At 49.6% G+C, this 16,724-nt stretch carries 14 protein-coding genes; 10 read left to right on the top strand and 4 right to left on the bottom strand.

Features of this window, described 5'->3' with window-relative positions:
- Window positions 1-208: 208 nt before the first annotated feature.
- Window positions 209-2,170 (bottom strand): aldehyde ferredoxin oxidoreductase N-terminal domain-containing protein, encoded by a 1,962-nt coding sequence (locus QNJ26_00780; GenBank protein ID MDJ0984045.1) that lies wholly within the window; start codon window positions 2,168-2,170, stop codon window positions 209-211.
- 463 nt (window positions 2,171-2,633) lie between these two features.
- Between QNJ26_00780 and QNJ26_00775 the strand changes: the two genes are divergently transcribed.
- Complete coding sequence (locus tag QNJ26_00775) at window positions 2,634-3,563, top strand: cation diffusion facilitator family transporter (protein ID MDJ0984044.1); 930 nt, start codon at window positions 2,634-2,636, stop codon at window positions 3,561-3,563.
- Between the two features lie 158 nt (window positions 3,564-3,721).
- On the opposite strand, the gene smpB is transcribed toward QNJ26_00775, so the two are convergent.
- The 3 genes from smpB to QNJ26_00760 all read right to left on the bottom strand — a co-directional run bounded on the left by smpB (window position 3,722) and on the right by QNJ26_00760 (window position 6,609).
- Complete coding sequence (smpB, locus tag QNJ26_00770) at window positions 3,722-4,180, bottom strand: SsrA-binding protein SmpB (GenBank protein ID MDJ0984043.1); 459 nt, start codon at window positions 4,178-4,180, stop codon at window positions 3,722-3,724.
- Between the two features lie 374 nt (window positions 4,181-4,554).
- On the bottom strand, window positions 4,555-6,318 hold the full coding sequence (gene ptsP, locus QNJ26_00765; protein ID MDJ0984042.1) for a phosphoenolpyruvate--protein phosphotransferase: 1,764 nt from the start codon (window positions 6,316-6,318) through the stop codon (window positions 4,555-4,557).
- Between the two features lie 9 nt (window positions 6,319-6,327).
- Window positions 6,328-6,609, bottom strand: coding sequence for an HPr family phosphocarrier protein (locus tag QNJ26_00760; protein ID MDJ0984041.1), 282 nt, complete (start codon window positions 6,607-6,609; stop codon window positions 6,328-6,330).
- A gap of 172 nt (window positions 6,610-6,781) precedes the next feature.
- On the opposite strand from QNJ26_00760, the gene QNJ26_00755 reads away from it, so the two are divergent.
- The 9 genes from QNJ26_00755 (at window position 6,782) to QNJ26_00715 (ending at window position 16,636) form a co-directional block, all read left to right on the top strand.
- The gene (locus QNJ26_00755) at window positions 6,782-7,000 is read left to right on the top strand and encodes a UXX-star (seleno)protein family 1 (GenBank protein MDJ0984040.1); all 219 of its coding nucleotides are present in this window, start codon (window positions 6,782-6,784) and stop codon (window positions 6,998-7,000) included.
- 310 nt (window positions 7,001-7,310) lie between these two features.
- Window positions 7,311-8,906 (top strand): PAS domain S-box protein, encoded by a 1,596-nt coding sequence (locus QNJ26_00750; protein MDJ0984039.1) that lies wholly within the window; start codon window positions 7,311-7,313, stop codon window positions 8,904-8,906.
- A 289-nt stretch (window positions 8,907-9,195) separates the two neighbouring features.
- On the top strand, window positions 9,196-9,957 hold the full coding sequence (locus QNJ26_00745; protein MDJ0984038.1) for an ABC transporter ATP-binding protein: 762 nt from the start codon (window positions 9,196-9,198) through the stop codon (window positions 9,955-9,957).
- 5 nt (window positions 9,958-9,962) lie between these two features.
- A complete protein-coding gene (locus QNJ26_00740; GenBank protein MDJ0984037.1) occupies window positions 9,963-11,888 on the top strand; it encodes an AMP-binding protein in 1,926 nt (641 codons plus the stop codon).
- Entirely contained in the window at window positions 11,888-12,781 is an 894-nt protein-coding gene (locus QNJ26_00735; protein ID MDJ0984036.1) for a branched-chain amino acid ABC transporter permease, read from the top strand. Before QNJ26_00740 ends, QNJ26_00735 begins: the two co-directional genes overlap by 1 nt.
- Window positions 12,782-12,784: 3 nt before the next feature.
- Window positions 12,785-13,879, top strand: a complete 1,095-nt coding sequence (locus QNJ26_00730) for a branched-chain amino acid ABC transporter permease (GenBank protein MDJ0984035.1) — start codon at window positions 12,785-12,787, stop codon at window positions 13,877-13,879.
- Window positions 13,880-13,961: 82 nt separating this feature from the next.
- Entirely contained in the window at window positions 13,962-15,194 is a 1,233-nt protein-coding gene (locus QNJ26_00725) for an ABC transporter substrate-binding protein (protein ID MDJ0984034.1), read from the top strand.
- Window positions 15,195-15,298: 104 nt separating this feature from the next.
- A complete protein-coding gene (locus QNJ26_00720; GenBank protein MDJ0984033.1) occupies window positions 15,299-16,120 on the top strand; it encodes an ABC transporter ATP-binding protein in 822 nt (273 codons plus the stop codon).
- A 123-nt stretch (window positions 16,121-16,243) separates the two neighbouring features.
- Window positions 16,244-16,636 (top strand): universal stress protein, encoded by a 393-nt coding sequence (locus QNJ26_00715; protein MDJ0984032.1) that lies wholly within the window; start codon window positions 16,244-16,246, stop codon window positions 16,634-16,636.
- Window positions 16,637-16,724 lie beyond the last annotated feature (88 nt).

Here is a 16,724-nt window from a genome sequence, read left to right as displayed (position 1 = left end):
TACCGCTCAGTTATAATGGATGAAAATCATTTTATCGCATTAATTTTCACCCGTTGGTCTTCGCTTTCAGCTTCGCCCCAACAAGCTGGGCGAGTCGGACGCTTCCACCTGTCCGCCTCAGGCGGATTATTCAGAGCGAAGCATCCGCCTGAGGCGGATAGCTTCGCCCTGAAGTGCCTTGCATCTGAAAGCCTCCAACTCATGCAAATTAAGGTACTTGTTTTTCCTTTTTTACCGATGTTTCTTTGGCAGAAGCATCTTCACCGTCTGACAGGATACCTCTTTCTATGAAATCTTTGCTCACATAATCCAGGCCCAGTTCGTCGAGGGTTTCCTTGGTGGGGATCCCGTCATTGTTCCAGCCCTTGAATTTATAATATTCGTCAAGCAGTTTGGTTTCCATCTCAGGGTCCCTGATCTGCCAGTGATCCTCGGGAGGCTTCTCATCGACTCTTCTTAAGCCGCGCCTGATATTCAGGGCTCTGACCAGGTTGCGGTTCCTGCGTCCGATTTCCCATATGGTGTCTGGATCCAGTTCCAGTCCGGTGGCATGGGAAATAAAATCCGGCAAATTATACAGATGATAGGGCGGCCGGCCGCCAAACTGGCCCCTGAACGAAGAAAGGAAGGCGCAGGTTCCGATGGCATCATCAATGTAATGCATGGTCTCATTCCAGTCGGCAATATTGACAGACGCTTCAACGGTTGGATGGCTTCGCGGCTCCCACTCTGAAAACCATTTTTTAAATCGTTGAGGTGCGGCGTCCCAGTTTTTAACAAATTCTTCGCGCTCTTTCTTGTCAGCAATGGGCACCTGGGGAAATGAGCCTTCCACCTGGGTGATGCACATCTTCTCACCGGTGGCGTACATCAGAAAGTAGGGGTAATTGATCATTTTGAGCTTAAGGGGCACCTGCTCAAATTTTTTCATGGTGTTATGATCATATTCCTCGGCCCCCTTACCGATTTGGCGGGCGGCATGATATACCCCGTTGGCCAACGCATCGCCGACCCCTTCGCGTCTGACCATTTTTTCAACCAGGTAGAAAAACCGTTCACCGGAGTCGGACGGAAATTTCGGCAGATCTTTGTCGGTTAAAATCCCGGCTTCATAGAGCTCGATGGCAAAGGCCAGAATCTGGGGCGTGGAAAACCCGTCCAGCCCGTATTCCTGGGTGACGCCCAGGATGTCATAATTAAAATCCAGCTCTTTGTAGGCCGCCATCGCATAGGTCAGCTTGCTGTAGCATTTTAAAAAATAGGTGGGCCGTCCCGGATACGAAATGGCCTGATGGCAATCCTTGGGGCAGTTGTAACAGGCCGTCCATCGCAGCCGCACGCTGTCGCTGATGGCCGCCCACTTTTCTTCAAGCTCCTTGTTCCAGTACCCTTTGATGCGCTCGCGCGCATTGCCCCAGGCAAAATTATTAACATGCCACTCTTCGTCATCCTCGTGCAAAAAAACATCCCCGCAATTGGGGTTTTCATAGATGGACTGGTACATGGGATTGCACAGCTCGAAAAGCTCCGCCGGTTGGGCGACATTGATGTCCCTGGTCCCGCGCACAGCAATGGCCTTTAATTTTTTATCCCCCATGATTACGCCCACGCCTCGCGAGGCGCTTGAGTTGGCGTGCTCGATGGTCGACAGGTAGACCCTGTTTTCTCCGGCCAGACCGATGGCGGCCACTTGGGCATCGGACTCATTCACTTCCGCTTTAATGCATTCACCGGTTTCCAGGGCGCCTTTGCCCTGCAGATGGCTGGCATCCCGGATTTCGACTTTGTCATTGTGGATCCACAAATAGACCAGATCGGAGGCCTTGCCGCGGATGATGATTTTATCGTAGCCGGCATGCTTGAGCTCCGGTCCAAAAAAACCGCCGAACAGTGAATGCGAATACAGGTTGGTCTGGGGCGAGAAGGTATCAACGGAGGTCCGGTTGGCGCCGGGAACGGGTGTGGATATTAATATGCCCGCACTGAATATCAGCGGATTGTCTGGTGAAAAGGGCTCGACTTCCGGCGGAACCCTGTCCCACAGGATTTTGGCGGCAGTCCCCTGACCCCCGAGGTGCAGCGGGGTTAAATCCGGGTCAGATTCTACGCGCTCAATGCTGCCGCGAGATAGATCAATCTCTAAATTATATCCTGTCTCTGCGTACCTCATTTTATTCCCCTTATAAATTGACTATATGTTTGATGCATCAGAAGACGGCTAGGTAAGATTTTGAAATTATGTGTAATTTTAGTGGCATTCCATTACGGCTATAAATTAACTACAATATAGCTACAAAATAGCCACATAAAAAACATTTATAGGCGGTTCCCTAAAATTTGTCAAGGAAAAACTCCGCTTTAAAGCGCATCCGCCTATGCCTGGCTAAGCTGTGATGAATGCAAATATGGATCATTATAAATCTATGTATTGTTGTTTTTCGGCTTTATTGCCCTTTAGAGACGTCAAATGGCCGTTTTCTGCGCTAATTTGACAATAACCGATGCAAACCATATGTTGAGTTTTCTGTGACCGCTGTATTTTTTGTTGACCTCATACATGCTGTTTTATATTTATCTTCGAATCCAGCGGGTAAAGTCCCAATGATTCATTTTCCATATGGAGCCCTTTTGCCATGGCATCTGCATCCTCTAAAAAAGTCATCTATGCAGCCTTGATCGGAAATGGTCTGATTGCACTGACAAAATTTATTGCTTTTTTTCTGACCAAAAGCTCGGCCATGCTGTCTGAGGGGGTTCATTCGGTGGTCGATACCGGCAATCAGGTACTGCTGCTTTACGGGTTGCACCGTGCCAAACGTCCGGCCGATGAGCGCTTTCCCTTTGGCCACGGCAAGGAGGTTTATTTTTGGGGTTTTGTGGTGGCGATTACCATCTTCACTATTGGTGCGGGGGTTTCCATTTATAAAGGCGTCCACCACATTTTACATCCCGTCCCCATCGAAAATCCAACGATCAACTATGTTGTGCTGGGCTGCGCCCTGATATTTGAAGGCGCGGCCTGGTATTTTGCCTTTGCTGAATTTACCAAAGCCAAGGGAAAATGGGGCTATTTCGAAGCGGTGCAAAGGGGCAAAGACCCTTCCATGTTCGTGGTTCTATTTGAAGATTCTGCCGCCATGCTGGGTATCATCGCGGCTTTTATTGGGATTTTTCTAAGTCAGATTACGGGAAATTATGTATACGACGGTATTGCATCGGTGGTGATCGGATTGATTTTGGCAGGGACGGCCGTTTGGCTGGCTTATGAAATCAAGGGATTGCTGATCGGTGAAAGCGCCCCGCCCGAAATCGTCAACGGAATAAAAGAAATCGCGAAATCTTATCCCAAAATAAAACACGTCAACGAGGTCTTGACCCTGCACATGGGGCCTGAATTTGTCCTGCTGAATCTCAGCGTGGACTTTGCCGATAGCCTTTCAGCCGGTGATGTTGAAGATACGATTTCCAGGCTGGATCGCCACATCAAACAAACCTACCCCAAAATCAAGCGCGTCTTTGTCGAAGCCGAATCCCGGCGGGATACGGCTGCTGTTGTTCAATGAACCGCAGATAACACCGATTTAAAAAACAAAATCAATTATCCACAGATTACGCTTACCGGTCGGCCCGTTGAGCTGGTTAAGCCCGTTGAGCCCGAAAGAAGAGGAAAGCCGCTTAGTTTTTACTTTTTAAACCGGCCAACCGGCAACGGGCTCAACCTTTAGTAATTTTTGCGTTCGCGCTCCATGTCGCGCTTCTCATCGCGGCGCTTGATGGCCTCACGTTTGTCATATTTGCGCTTTCCCTTGACCAGGGCCAGCAGGATCTTAACCCTGCCGCCCTTAAAGTAAAGTCGTAGCGGTACGAGGGTGTGACCCTTTTCATTGACTTTGCCGTAAAGTCGCTTGATTTCATATTTGTGCAACAGCAGCTTGCGCGGCCTCAGCGGGTCGTGGTTGTCATAATAAGCGAAGGGGTAGGGGGCAATATGCAGCTGGTAGACAAATACTTCACCGTTTTTAATGCGGGCATAGGAATCCTTAAGGTTTGCCTGTCCCATTCGCAATGATTTGACCTCGGTGCCTCTGAGCTCCAGGCCGGCTTCGTATTCGTCGACGATAAAATAATTACGGCGGGCTTTGCGATTCTCAGCAATGATTTTGATGTGCTCTTTTTCCAAAATAGCAAAATCGCTTTTTTTATTGGCCTTAGATAAAGTATAGATCTACTCGTTTTAGTATTTAGACAGGATTTACAGGATTATTTAGGATCATTCTTTATCTTTCTCACTTCCCGGATGGAAGTGAGAAAACTCAATCCGCTTTCAGCGGAATATTTATTGCTTTGGTAAGGCCGGCCAATGATTCAGAAAATTATAGTCGTGCAAATTCAGCAACCACGTAATTATGAGTACGTTGTCATTCGCCGAAGGCGATTGTGTATTTTCAGTTTCTTCTGGAAACTGAAAATGGAAATTAAAATCTTGTAAATCCTGTAAATCCTGTCATAAAAAATGCCGACCATCCAAACCCTGAACCTTGAACGCGGAACCCTCTACTCAGAATACACCTGCTCTGCTAAAATGCTGCCGTAAGTTTCTTTGATCAGCTCAAAGGTACTTTTGGCGGTGGTTTGTTTAAGTACTTCCTTTAAAAAAAAGCGGGTATCTGCCACATTCATGGCCCGAATCACCCGTTTGATATCCGGTATGGTTTGAGGGTTCATGCTGAGCTCATCCATTCCAATGCCCAATAGAAGCGGGATGTGATGAGGTGTGCCGGCCATTTCACCGCACATAAAAATCTTGATTTCCTTTTCGCGGGCGACATCGGCGACCTGCTTAAGCATCCGTATAATGGCCGGGTCAAGGGGTTGGAAGAGATGAGCCACCTGCTCGTTGCCGCGGTCGATGGCCAGCGAGTACTGAATCAAGTCATTGGTTCCGATGCTGAAAAAATCCACCTTGTCGGCGATCACGTCTGCCATTATCACCGCTGAAGGCACTTCGATCATGGCGCCGATCTGAATATCGCGGTTGTACGGCAAGCCGTCTTTTTCCAGCGATTCAGCCGCCTCGTCCAGCATCCGGATGGCTTCGCAGAGCTCAAAGTAAGTGGATATCATCGGAAACAAAATACGGACATTGCCATATGCGGCTGTTCGGAGAATCGCCCTTAACTGATCTTTAAACACCTGCGGTTTTCTGAGGCAATAGCGGATGGCTCGCAGACCCAAGGCCGGATTGGTTTCCTCTGAGTTGAACTGATTGGTTAAGGCTTTGTCACCATTGATATCGAGGGTGCGGATGGTGACCGGTTTGGGGTCCATGACCTCAACCACATCTTTGTATTTATCCAAGAGCTCATCTTCGCTGGGGAAATCGACACGGTTGAAATACTGAAACTCTGTGCGGTACAAACCGATACCGTCACCGCCGTAGTTGAGCAATGCAAATACTTCCTCGGGCAGCTCGATGTTGCCCATCACCGCCAAACGGACACCGTCAGTTGATTCTGCCGGTGCTTTACTCTCACGGGTGATGACCGCTTTGTATTCTTCATAATTGATTTTGCGTTCTTCATATTGAACTAAGGTGTCTTCGGTCGGATGGATAATAACAGTACCGCTATTGCCATCGACAATGATGAGGTCATCACTGCGAATTGAGGCGCTGGCTTTTATTAATCCGACTACGGCAGGTATCTCTAAACTGCGCGCGATAATACCGGTGTGCGCTGCTTTTCCACCACGGTCGGTAATAAAGCCCATCACCCGTTCCAGGTTGATCTGGCTGGTTTCAGCCGGGGTCAGGTCATGGGCCACCAGGATGACACGTTTGTCGATGGCTGCGATATTGACCTTTTTGGCCCCGACAAGGTTGTGCATAATACTGTCGGCCACCTGGACGACATCAGTTGAACGCTCTTTTAGATAAGGGTCGGTCATACTCTGGAAAACTTCGATCAGGTTCGATACGACTTTTTTAAGGGCCCATTCGGCATTGACGCTTTCCTGTTTGACAGTTTCAATCGTGCGGCCGTAAAGCATTTTATCTTTGAGCAAGGCCATATGCGTTTCAAGGATATGGGCATGCTGCAATTCTTCAGGGCTTTTCTCGACAATTTTGCGCAGCTCGTCCCGTGATTTTTTGACAGCCGCCTTAAAGCGTTTGATCTCTTTTGCCAGATCTTTGGCCTCGACATGATATTTTTCGACGACTTCGACACCTTCACTGTCTACCAGGTAGGCCTTACCAATGCAGATTCCCGGAGAGGCATTGATTCCTTTAATAACGATTTCTTTGGTATCTGTTTCCATTAGATCAGCTTATTCTCCAAATCCGCTTTCAACCAATTTTGTGATGGCCTGCAGGATTTGAATATCGACTTTGTTTTCTATGCCTATGGTAATACGCGTGCCCTTTTCACATGCCAATGTCAGGATATCCACAATGCTGGCGGCATCGGCTTTCTGGTCACCTTTCATAATCCAGACCGACGTCGTCGCTTGATTGGCGAGCTCAGCGATTTTGGCAGCCGAACGCGCGTGCAAACCGAGTTCATTGATGATGGTGACTTTGCGGGATAGGTTTGATTGTCGGCGCGACATATAACCAATATTATAAGAATTTTGGCAAATTATCAAAATATCAATATATGTCAATTTGAAAACATTGACAAGACTGGAATTGGCTGTTAAGGTTTTTCTGATATTGATTACAACCAATTGAAATTAATATAAATTAATCAACAATTACCCTAAGAACAGGAAGGATTGGGCCATGTCTGAAAAAGTATTGATTTTTGGCAAGGATGCCTGACCCTACACGAGGGCAGCTCGTGAAGCGTATGCCAAGGGCAACAAGAAAGTCGAATATCTGAATATCATATCTGATCCCGATCAACTCGACGTTATGCTGGAACATTCCAATGGGGCACGTAAAGTACCGGTGATCGTCGAGGATGGAGAGGTTACCATTGGTTTTGATGGGGGGACGTGAGGGGTCTAAATTTGTTCAGCTGGAAGCTGAACAAATTCGTTATTGGTTATTGGCCGCTGACGACTGGAACACAGGGGGGTGCCCCTCTGCAGGAACAGGTACCCGTCATTTGTGTAATAGGAACATTTTGAAAACAGCCGAGGACGAGGACAATAAAACCCCTCAACTTTCGTCCTCGTCCTCGAAATCTAAACTCACAAAATTTTCAAAAACCTTATGACGCAAGAAACCAGCCGCAAAAAGTAAGAAGCGGTAGGGAAATTGAATTTTAGAAAGCCGACCGGCATCTTCTAATCCTATTGTGAGTGCCATGTTAAAAACCACGTCCAAGCAAGCGTCAAGAGACAAATCGCAGGTCACCCTAACACAGCTGGAGCAGGAAATCCGGTTGTTGAGGGAGGCCGAGGAGGCGCTTCGTCGTCAAAATGAATACCTGACGGCGTTGCATGAAACTTCGCTGGGGCTCATAGACCGTTTGGACAAAGAGGAGTTGCTCGAGACGATTTTAGAGCGTGCGGCACGGCTCAGTGGTACAGAACATGGCTATATCTACTTGCTCGAGCCCGGTGATGCGCAAATGCAAATTCAGGTGGGCATGGGTTTTTTTAAATCCCAGCTGGGGTTGCGGGTTAAACCAGGTGAGGGCATGGGCGGTAAGGTCTGGCAGAGCGAAAAACCATTGCTGGTCGATGACTATCACTCCTGGGAGGGGCGGTTAAGCGATAGATCATTGGATCAGCTTCATTCGGTGGTCGGGATACCGCTTAAATACGGTAGCCGGGTCCATGGTGTTATCGGTCTGGCAAGTGTCGAGACAGACAAAAAATTTCATGCAGAAGATATTGCCATCCTGGGCCGTTTTGCTGAGCTGGCACTGGTGGCGCTTGATAAAGCGCGCTTATACGCTGACGTTCGACACGAGCTGGCCGAGCGCAAACGCACCGAAATAACCCTGCGTGAAAGCGAAGAGCGCTATCGACTGCTGCTGGAATCTTCCCCGGATCCGATTGTGGTCTACAATATGCGCGGCCGGGCCACTTATGTAAATCCGGCCTTTGAGCAAACCTTCGGTTTTTCGAGTGATGAGGTGTTCGGCAAGACCATTGATTTCGTCCCCGAGGAAAGCTGGCCGGAAACCCGGGAGGCCATTGAAAATATGCTCAGTGGTAAAAAAATTCATCTGTTTGAAACCCAGCGCCTGACCAAAGACAGCCGGGTGCTGGATGTTCAGATCAGTTCAACGCTTTACCGGGATCAGGCGGGCAAACCGGTGGGCAATATTGTGATTCTGCGGGATATCAGCGCTCAGAAGAAGGCTAAAAAGGTCTTGCAGGAATATCACGATCAATTAGAGGAGCTGGTGGCCGAGCGAACCGCAGAGCTGGCCAAAACAAACCGCCAGCTGGAGTTGGAAATAGAAGAGCGCAAAAGAGCCGAGGAAGCTTTGCGCAAAAGAGAAGTGGAACTGGAGGCCCAATCCCATCACCTCGAAGAAGTGAACACCGCCCTTAAGGTTCTTTTAAAGCAGCGCGAAGATGACAAAAAGGAGCTCGGCGAAAATGTGCTGTCAAATGTCAAGGAATTGATCAGCCCTTATCTTGACAGATTAAATAAAAGCCGCCTCAACACAGACCAAAAGACGCTGATCAATATCATGGATTCTAATCTGGAAAATATTATCTCACCTTTTATCAGCAAACTGTCTTCAAAATATTTTAATTTCACCCCCATGGAAATAAAAGTCGCCAACCTGGTTAAAGAAGGCAAGACCAACAAGGAAATCGCGGAGCTGCTGTGTCTATCCAAAAATACCATATTATTTCACAGACATAACATCCGCAGTAAACTGCGCCTGAAAAACAAAAAAATCAATTTGCGATCCCATCTTTTGTCCTACGATAAATAGTGGTTATTACCCGCTATTTTACTGCTATTTTATCAACTTGACATTCTTCTCCTTTGCGGTATGTTTAGCGTCGTTGGTTATTCATTTCAATATCTTATATTACCGCCCAATATTATTGATAAACTCGTGGATGCTGTTGGGCTCTATTATTCTCTTGACTAAAGCACAGATACATTATAGCTAAGTCATTTTAATCATAAACCGTTCAAGCAAATGAATTGCATTCATTTCTTCTAAGTTATTCCGGCCAGGAAAAGACGTTTTCTAAACTTGAAATAGCGGGGGGTTGATGGCGACATTAAAGGTAGACGATGTCACGCTTACATTTGGCGGGCTGAATGCTTTATTCGAAGTCAGTCTGGATGTTCAACCGGGGCTGATCACCTCAATCATCGGCCCCAACGGCGCCGGCAAAACAAGTTTATTGAACTGTATTTCTGGATTTTACCATCCGACATCGGGTGACATCTTCTACGGTGATCACAAACTCAACAAAGCCTCACCGCACCAGGTTTCCATTATGGGAATCGCGCGCGCTTTCCAGAATATCGAATTGTTCAGCGGCATGACGGTTTTAGATAACCTCATGTTGGCCCGGCATAAAGACCTGCACTACAGTCTCTGGAATGCGATCTTCTATTTTGGCAAAGCCTCCCGGGAAGAATCGCTAAACCGCCAGTATGTCGAAGAGGTCATCGATTTTATGGAGCTGGAGGCTTACCGTAAGAAAACGGTCGGCAGCCTGAGCTACGGGATCCAAAAGCGCGTAGAGGTGGCGCGGGCCCTCACCCTGGCACCCGAATTGCTTTTGCTCGATGAGCCCATGGCGGGTATGAATATCGAAGAAAAAGAAGACATGGTGCGATTTATCATCGACATCCAGAAGGAGCGAGATGCCACCGTTGTCCTGGTGGAGCATGACCTGGGGGTGGTCATGGACATTTCAGATCACATCTATGTCCTTGATTTTGGTGAGCTGATCGGCTCCGGATCCCCTGAAGAAATCGTCAAGATTCCCAAGGTTGTCGAAGCATACATTGGAGAAGAATAGCCCTGATGCAAGACAAAAAAGAACTCCTTAAATATACCATTCCGCAGCTCTTACGCTGGCGGGTCAATCAGACCGGCGACAAGGTTGCCCTGCGTGAAAAAGATTTTGGATACTGGAACAATTACACCTGGAAAGATTTTTACGAGCGGGTGCGCAAAGTCGCCCTGGGGCTTGATAAGCTGGGGATTAAAAAGGGAGACAAGCTGGCCCTGATCGGCGACAACATTCCCGAGCTGCTGTTTATGGCCGTTGGCGCCCAGTCCATCGGTGCGGTTTCGGCCGGCATCTATCAGACCAGTCTGCCCGATGAAATTGCCGAACTGATCAATTACATGGACGTTACAGCCGTTTTCTGTGACGATCAGGAACAGGTGGACAAGCTGGTGGAGGTCAAAGACCGCATTCCCCAGGTCCGCAATGTGATCTATGAAGATCCGCGCGGCATGCGCGACTACCGCGCCGACGACTGGTTTATTGAAATTGAAGACCTCTATGAAATCGGCGCCGCAGCTGAGGCCGAAGACCCGCAAAAATTCGACGCCTATATTGATCAGGGAAAGCCTGACGATGTATGCCACTTCTGTTTGACCTCCGGCACCACCGGGCTGTCCAAAGCATCCATGATGACCCACAAAAACTATATCAACATGGGTATTCAGATCACCAAGGTCGATTACCTCTCAAACACCGACGAATACCTTTCGTTTTTACCCTTTGCCTGGATCGGCGAGCAGATGAACTCCTTCGGGGTGGCCATGGCCACCGGCATCACGATTAACTTTCCGGAATCTGTCGAAACCAGCATGGAAGACCTCAAGGAGATCGGGCCCCACTTCATGTTCGGCGCCCCCAGAATCTATGAAACCATTCGCTCGCAAATCTGGCTTAAGATCGATGATTCCTACTGGCTCAATCGCTTCATGTACAATAAATTCATCAAGATCGGCGAAAAGGCGGCCCGCTATCGCATGAGCGGTGAGACCATGCCGGCATCGCTGCGCTTTATGGCCTGGCTGGGAAAGATCCTGGTCATGGATCCGCTGATCAACCAGATCGGGCTGCGCAGGTTGCGGCGGGCTTACACCGGCGGTGCGGCCCTGGGTCCCGAGCTGTTTACCTTTTACCAGGCCATCGGTGTTAACCTGAAGCAGATTTACGGCCAGACTGAAATTACCGGTATTGCCTACATGCACCTTGACGGTGACGTCCGGCCCGATACTGTCGGCAAACCGCTGCCCGAGACCGATTGTAAAATCAGCGAGCAGGGAGAGATCCTGTCGCGCTCTCCTTCAGTTTGTGCGGGCTATTACAAGCGAGACGAACAAACGAAAGAATTGCTGGAGGGGGATTGGCTGCATTCCGGTGATGCCGGATATATCGACGAAAATGGCCACCTGATCGTCATCGACCGGGTCTCCGACGTCATGCACAACAGCAAGGGCGAGATGTTCAGCCCCATGTTTTTAGAAAACAAGCTCAAATTCAGCCCGTATATCAAAGAAGCCGTCATTTTCGGTGATAAGCAGGAGTTTGTGGCGGCCCTGATTAATATCGACCCCATCGTGGTTGGCAAGTGGGCCGAAGACCGCGGGCTATCCTTTACCACCTACATGGATCTTTCCAACAAACCGGAGGTTGCCGAGCTGCTCAAAGAAGCGGTCGTTGACATCAACGCGCGCGCGGAAAAGGCGCATTTTAAAATCAAGCGCTTTGCGGTGCTGTACAAACTGCTGGACATGGATGACGGCGAGCTGACCAAAACCGGCAAGATCCGCAGAAAATTTGTCATGGAAAAATACAAAGACCTGTATGACGCTCTTTATGATGAGAGCGTCAGCAAAAAGAAGGTCGAGGCTTTTTTCCAGTATCAGGACGGCCAGTCCACCACCGTGGAGGCTGAAATGCACTTTTATACCATGGAAGGGGTTTAATGAGCTATTTTTTCCAGCTGGTCATTAGTGGTATCGTGGTGGGCTCCATCTATGCGCTGTCGGCGCTGGGATTCGTGTTGATCTATAAGTCCAGCCGCGTGCTCAACATCGCCCACGGGCAGATCATCGCCTCGGGGGCCTTTATTACCTATGCCCTGACGGTTTGGGTGGGGATCCACATTGCGATTTCATTTATACTGAGCATGATTATCACTTTTTTTCTGGCCATGAGTGTCGAGCGCATATTTCTGCGCCGCCTGATCGGCGAGCCCATCATATCGGTGATCATGGTAACCATCGGGCTGATGTCGATTATCGACGGTATTATCTACATGACACCGTTTGGGTCGGAAAATTTCTCGTTTCCGGAATTTTTACCCAAAACACCGCTGGCCTTTGCGGGCGTTTCCGTTTCCTGGACCCAGCTGGTGGGTGTGATCATCACCTTTATCATGATCGCCGCTTTTACCTGGTTTTTCAAGGCGTCCACTGTGGGCATTTCCATGCGGGCGGTTTCAGATGATCAATTTGCGTCAATGTCCATCGGCATATCGGTGCCCAAGGTGTTCGGTCTGGCCTGGGCCACGGCGGGGTTGAGTGCTGCTGCGGCCGGGGGCATCATCGGCAATATCACGGGTTTGAATTTCGATGTCCTGCACTCATTTGGCATCATCGTGTTCCCAGTGGTGATCGTGGGTGGGTTGGACTCCATTTTCGGGGCGATCGTGGCGGGCATTATAATGGGGCTGATCCAGCAATTTGCTTCCGGCTACCTGGACGGCAACTGGGGGCTTTTCGGGACCGCGGATGTGCTGCCTTATGTCATTTTGCTGATCATTCTGTTGATCAAACCCCATGGTCTTTTTGGGATACACGAAATAGAGCGGGTATAGTCTATGTCTGAAAATCGATGGTTGGCCACCGGCAACTTTTTTACCTCTTATAAGGACGAGCAGCGGATATTCCTGACGCATATTGACCGGGTGGTTTTTATCTGTTTTTTAGTGCTGCTGTTCGTCTGGCCGCTTTTTTTCAAGGTCGGCAATAAATACATGCTGGTCATCGACAGCATTCTGATAGCCATCGTGGCGGTCTATGGCCTCAACCTGCTGACCGGCTTTGCCGGGTTGATATCCATCGGCCATGCCGCTTTCGTGGGGGTGGGGGCTTACACCCTGGCTTCTTTTTCAACCGTTCTGGGCAGCGACCACGTGCTGCTGACCCATTTCTGGCCCCTGATGATTCTGGTCGCCGGCGGGGTCGGCGCGGTTATCGGCGCCATCGTGGGGCTGCCGTCGTTGCGGCTCAAACACCTTTACCTGGTGATCGCCACGCTCTCTTTTCAGATGATTTTTCAGTGGGTCATTAATTTTGCGCAATTTTTTAACCAGGGACAGACCATAGCCATCGGGCGCGTGTTCTGGTTTGCCGGCAAGGTTGCGCGCAAACAGCACTATTTGTTCTGGTACTATGTGATTCTGATCATCGTGGTGATCCTGGGATTTGCGGTTCGCAACCTGCTGCGCAGCAAACACGGGCGCTGCCTGGTGGCCGTGCGCGACAATGACCGTGCCGCCGATGCCATGGGCATGCACCCCGGATTTACCAAAGTGTATGCCTTTGCGCTGTCGGGCTTTTTCGCCGGCGTTGCCGGGGCCCTGCATGCCTATTTGTGGCGGGGGGTGGGTTTTGAGTCCTTTACGCTGCATCACTCCATTTCCTACCTGGCCATGGCCATTGTGGGCGGCCTGGGGACCCTGGTGGGTTCTTTCTTCGGCCCGGCGGCCATTTTGATGCTGGAGCTGCAGGTGGAAAACTTTGCCGAATTTGTGGGGCACTATTTTACGGCCGTGGGGGATGTGGCTACGGCCTTTCGGCCGCTGTCCTTTGGTCTGGTGATCGTTTTGTTTTTGATATTCGAGCCGCGTGGCATCGCCAACTGGTGGCGGATCGCACGCACCTATTTCAAGCTTTGGCCCTTCCGCTTTTGACGGTTAGGCGCTGAAATAACCCTATGCAGTCTTAAACGTTCCTTAAGATGGCAAAATGCTAATCAAACAAAAGGAGGAAGAAATGAAAAACAAACAAGTCACTTTCATGCTGGTTGTTCTGTCTTTTGTGCTGATGCTGGGCTTTTCCACTCAGGCCATAGCCGCAGAAACCTACAAGGTCGCTTTATCCCTGGCAATTACCGGCCCGACATCTGACGTCGGCAGCCAGTATGCAAAGGGTGTCGAGGATTATTGCAAATATGTCAACGATGAAAAAATTCTCGGCGATGACAAGCTGGTGTGCATCATCCGCGACGATGGCTACAAGACGGAAGTGACCAAACGAAACTTTGAAGAATTTTTAGATGAAGACATCGTCTTCTATTTGAACTATTCCACCGGCAGCACGATGGCTTTGCGACAGGATTTTCAAGAGGAGAAAATCCCGGTTCTGCCGGCTTCCTTTCATGCCGGTAACCTGGAGGGAAACGATTATATTTTTCTGCCCATCGCTTCTTATTCCAGCCAGGCAGTCGGCCTGGCCGAGTATGTGGCTGCAAACCACAAGGGCAGCGGCAAACCCAAAATTGCCCTGTTTCTACATCCCTCCGCGTTCGGACGCGCGCCCCGCGATGATGTTAAAAAATCAATCGCCGCAGGACTGGGCGTCGATCTGGTGGAAATCGTGGAGCACGGCAAGGACCTGGACAACACGGCCATGCTCAAACGCCTTAAGAGCAAAGGCGTGCAGTATGTGATCAGCCAGACCGTGCAACCGCCGGTGGCCACCATGCTCAAAGGGGCTCAGAGCCTGGGCATGATCGCTTCGACTTACGGTGAGGCCGGTAAAATTACCTTCCTGGGTTGTCATTATGGTGGTGGGCCTGCGCTTGTCTCTTTGGCCGGTTCGGCTGCCGATGAGAACTACTATTGGACAACATCTTACAAAATGATGACCGCCATGGGGCCGGGAAGGGACGCACAGTTTGCCCTGGCCAAACGCTATGGCCGGGATGAGAAAGTGGCCAAAGATGCCAACTACACCAACGGCATCATGGTAATTCAGGTGGCCGTAGAGACCATGCGGCGGGCCAAAGCAAAAGGCAAAAAGATAAACCGTGAGACCTTGTACCAAGAACTGCTGGCCATGAACGGGTTCAATGCCTATAACACCTTGACCACCGTGGGTCCGGTGACATTCTCGAAAACCGATCGCGAAGGTGTGGACACCCTGCAGCTTTACGTTTCCAGGGGGGGGCTATTCTATGAAATCGGTGCCCCGTTCGTTTCCGAGTATGTCCAGAAGATCAAATAATAACGACATCGCTCTGCGATGTTAATTAATGCAGCTTTGCAGCATTAAGCTACCTAAAAAGGGAGGGTTGCCGCGTGCAACTCTCCCTTTCAAAAGTAAAAAAAATGACAAACGAAACATCCAATGGCAATCTGCTCGATGTCAATAACATCGAAGTGGTCTACAACGACATTGTTCAGGTGCTGCGCGGCGTTAGCCTGAGCGTGCCCAAGGGCGGTATCGTTGCCCTGCTGGGAACCAACGGGGCCGGTAAGACGACCACCCTGCGGGCCATTAGCGGCCTGCTCAAGCCTGAAAACGGCTTTATCAAGGATGGCTACATCAAATTCGATGACAACGACATCACCAACGTCCTGGGCACCCAGGTTGTCAAGCTGGGAGCGGTTATGGTGCCGGAAGGGCGGCGTGTGTTCAAGCATTTGACCGTAGACGAGAACGTGCGCGTGGGGTCCATCACCCGCAAAGACGGCACCCAGAACGTGCGCGACGACCAGAAACTCATGTTCGAGCACTTCCCGCGCCTGGCCCGGGTCACCAACCGCTTAGCAGGCTACTGCTCCGGGGGTGAGCAGCAAATGATCGCTATTGCACGCGCGCTGATGTCGGCGCCCAAGATGCTGATGCTGGATGAACCCTCTTTGGGATTGGCGCCGTTGCTGGTCAAGGAAATTTTTGAAAACATCAAGCGCATCAACGAAGAGATGGACACTACTCTGCTGATCGTGGAGCAAAACGCCAAAATTGCGCTGGAAGTGTCAAATTACGCCTACATCATGGAGACCGGCAAAATCGTTCTTGAAGGGCCTTCTGATGAATTGAAAGACAACCCGGATGTTAAGGAGTTTTACATGGGGGTCACCCAGGGCGGCGGTCGTAAATCCTTCAAAGATGTTAAATCCTACAAACGGCGCAAACGCTGGATGTAGAAGTAACCATCGCCAGAGACGGTGGTTGATAAGTGGTTAAATGGTTGAATGGTTAACTGGGAAAATATCATCTTACCGTTAACGATTTAAGCATTTAATCATCACCGAATATAGAGGTGCGACATGCAATTTTTGATTGGCTACAATGGTTCTTCTGAAGCAAAAGCGGCTTTATCTCTGGCAAGAGATTTCGCGAAAACCTTTAGTGCCAAAGTCTATGTAATGTCATCCCTGGAGGGTGGCGCCGGGGAAAAACCTGAAGATATCAATCAAGCCGAACAGAATCTGCGCGAAGCCAAAGATTTTTTTGACGAACAGGGTGTTGAATGTGAAACCCACCAGATGGCCCGGGGTTTGACACCCGGCGAGGATCTGGTGAGATTCGCCGAGGAAAATCAAATCGACCAGATTTTTGTCGGCATTGAAAAAAAATCCAGAACCAGCAAGCTAATACTCGGGTCTACGGCTCAGTTTGTGATTTTAAAAGCGCCGTGTCCGGTGATTACCACTAAATAAGCGATGATTATTTAGCGGGTTGGTAATTATATTGGATTGAGCAGCGCCATGAATAATCACTCGTGAAATCCGCGCGAACTCGTGCTTA

This window comes from Desulfobacterales bacterium, assembly GCA_030066985.1.
Lineage (GTDB): Bacteria > Desulfobacterota > Desulfobacteria > Desulfobacterales > JAHEIW01 > JAHEIW01.
Note: the sequence above shows the minus strand (reverse complement) of the source record. Positions and strands in the feature narration are given on the sequence as shown.